This is a genomic window from Bacillus sp. 05T31, assembly GCF_056396725.1.
In genome coordinates this window covers 1-2,739 of sequence record NZ_JBFTMA010000609.1, presented here as the reverse complement: position 1 = coordinate 2,739, position 2,739 = coordinate 1, and the positions used below count along the sequence as shown (strand labels likewise).

3 protein-coding genes are annotated in these 2,739 nt (G+C 37.3%); 1 reads left to right on the top strand and 2 read right to left on the bottom strand.

Annotated elements, in window-relative coordinates; translation table 11 throughout:
* Together ald and AC1DJR_RS25115 are read right to left on the bottom strand one after the other, a co-directional pair.
* The coding region (gene ald, locus AC1DJR_RS25120) for an alanine dehydrogenase (RefSeq protein ID WP_061690024.1) at window positions 1–962 on the bottom strand (962 nt) is incomplete at its 3' end.
* A gap of 214 nt (window positions 963–1,176) precedes the next feature.
* Complete coding sequence (locus AC1DJR_RS25115; protein WP_002015530.1) at window positions 1,177–1,968, bottom strand: SDR family oxidoreductase; 792 nt, start codon at window positions 1,966–1,968, stop codon at window positions 1,177–1,179.
* Between the two features lie 147 nt (window positions 1,969–2,115).
* Between AC1DJR_RS25115 and AC1DJR_RS25110 the strand changes: the two genes are divergently transcribed.
* On the top strand, window positions 2,116–2,574 hold the full coding sequence (locus AC1DJR_RS25110; protein ID WP_001066676.1) for a universal stress protein: 459 nt from the start codon (window positions 2,116–2,118) through the stop codon (window positions 2,572–2,574).
* Window positions 2,575–2,739: the final 165 nt, after the last annotated feature.

Sequence of the window (2,739 nt, the reverse complement as noted above, 5' to 3'; positions counted from 1 at the left end):
GCATATGGTACTGTTACGTTTGTTAATGCAAGAGTTGATGTACGTGGAACCGCACCTGGCATATTTGCAACTGCATAATGAACAACACCATGTTTCTCATAAGTTGGGTTGTCGTGAGTTGTAATACGGTCAGTTGTTTCGAAAATACCACCTTGGTCAATCGCGATATCTACAACGACAGAACCTGGTTCCATTGATTGAATCATTTCTTCTGTTACAAGTTTTGGCGCTTTTGCACCTGGGATCAATACTGCACCGATTACAAGATCAGATTCTCTTACAGCTTCTGCAATGTTATACGGGTTAGACATTAACGTTTTCACTTGGTTTCCGAAAATGTCATCTAATTGACGAAGACGTTCTGCACTTAAGTCGATGATTGTTACATCTGCACCTAAACCTACTGCAATTTTCGCTGCGTTTGTACCAGCTTGACCACCGCCGATAATTGTTACTTTACCGCGTTTCACCCCTGGAACACCTGCAAGTAAAATACCTTTACCACCTTTGTTTTTCTCAAGGAACTGTGCACCGATTTGCGCAGACATACGACCAGCTACTTCACTCATAGGTGCAAGTAATGGTAAAGAACGATTGTCTAATTGTACTGTTTCGTATGCAATTGATACCACTTTGTTATCAATTAATGCTTTCGTTAATTCTGGCTCTGGAGCTAAGTGTAAGTATGTGAATAAAATTAAACCTTCGCGGAAATAACCGTATTCACTTTCAACTGGCTCTTTTACCTTCATAACCATATCTTGATTCCATGCTTCTTCAGCAGTTTCAACAAGTTTCGCACCAGCTTGTACGTATTCTTCATCTGTAAAGCCTGATCCTACACCTGATCCTTTTTGAACAAAAACTTCATGACCATTTTGTACTAAATGTACAGCTCCCGCTGGCGTCATTGCCACGCGGTTTTCATTGTTTTTAATTTCTGTTGGAATACCGATACGCATTATTAGTTCCCCCTTGAGTTATGAAATGACCCCTGAATCATTTTTTAAAGCGCTTTCTATRCTCTTATATTCTAACATAATATCTCAATATTTGACAAAAAAATAATACAAGTTTTCCGATAGATTTAATCYTAMATKAAAGGACAGTATTATCCGTACCTCTCAGTATAAAGGATAAACTGTCCAATTATTCGAAACTTCACTTTATTTAATTCTATCGATGTCTATGAATAACATCAACAGCGCCTGTTACTTCAATAATCGTGCCAGTAATCATATCAGAATCGTCCTCACATAAAAACGAAATGGTTCTTGCGATATCTTCCCCTGTTCCAGATCTACCAATTGGTGTGTTACTACCTTTCAGATTTCGTGCTTCTTCAATCGTTGCCTCTTTCATTTCACCAATTATATCACCAGGACATACCATATTCGCAGTAATACCGTATTCAGCTTCTTCGTATGCGACTGTTTTCGTTAAAGAAACAAGTCCGACTTTCGCAGCTGCAAAGGCTGAACGATAAATCCATCCAGGCGCGCTATCTGCCCCTTGAAATCCATAGTTAATAATACGGCCAAATTGCTGGTTTCTCATAATCGGTACGACAAGTTTTAATAAATGAAACACCGCTGTTAAATTACCCTGGATCATTTCATTCCATTCGTCTTCTTCGTAATCGACTAATTTTTTCCTTTCAAATACGTAAGGACCAGCATTATTAATTAAGAAGTCAATTTTGCCAAAACGGCTCATCGCTTCTTCTACTATTTTATGTAAATCTTCCTTTTTCGTGACATCAGCTTGCACGAACTGTAGACGTTCTTCCATATTTTTATATGTTTCTTTCATTGTTTCCATAGCACTTGTATCGCTATGATATGTTACTGTTACTGAATATCCTTTATCCAATAACTTTTCTGTTACTTGCTTTCCTAAACCTTTCGTACCGGCTGTAATGAGCGCGTGTCTCACAAACATGCCTCCTTTTAAATTGCTATACTCCATATGTAACAAGTTCTCGCCTCAATTACAACTAAAATGAATTAAGGCAAAGTTTTCAAAATTCTGTAACGTTTCGGACAAGCACATTACCAAAATTTGTTTTATAATAAAGTTGTAAACGGTAATAAAAATGATTGGGAGGAATTTACTATGAATAATACATATACAAATATTTTAATTGCGGTGGACGGTTCTAAAGAAGCAGAAAAAGCCTTTAAAAAAGCAATTCAAGTTGCAAAACGAAACAATGCAACATTAACAATTGCTCATATCGTTGATGTAAAAGCATACTCAGCAGTAGAGGCTTATAGCCGCGCAATTGCTGAACGTGCAAATCTATTTGCAGAAGACTTATTAGAAGACTACAAAAAAACTGCTCTTGAAGCTGGTCTTGAAAAAGTGGAAACTGTATTAGAATTTGGTAATCCTAAATCTAAAATTTCAAAAGAAATCGCTCCAAACCATAAAGTGGATTTAATTATGTGTGGTGCAACTGGTTTAAATGCTGTAGAACGTTTCCTAATTGGTAGCGTCTCTGAACATATTATTCGCTATGCGAAATGCGATGTCCTTGTTGTTCGTGGTGATGAGGAGCAAGGTGATCTTTAATTTATAAATAAAACACCAAGTCCACATAGGCTTGGTGTTTTTCATTTCACAAACTTCACTATAAATACAAGACAAGCTACAACAACAACGGTACCTGCCAACACATACGGCGGAAGGAATTTCAAAGACCATAGCGCCATCATTATCGTCGCAACAGTTAAGTAC

Excerpts from the sequence above, each read along its gene's own strand:
- AC1DJR_RS25110 (WP_001066676.1), top strand. The coding sequence starts at position 2,116 with ATGAATAATACATATACAAATATTTTAATTGCGGTGGACGGTTCTAAA.
- AC1DJR_RS25115 (WP_002015530.1), bottom strand. The coding sequence starts at position 1,968 with ATGGAGTATAGCAATTTAAAAGGAGGCATGTTTGTGAGACACGCGCTC.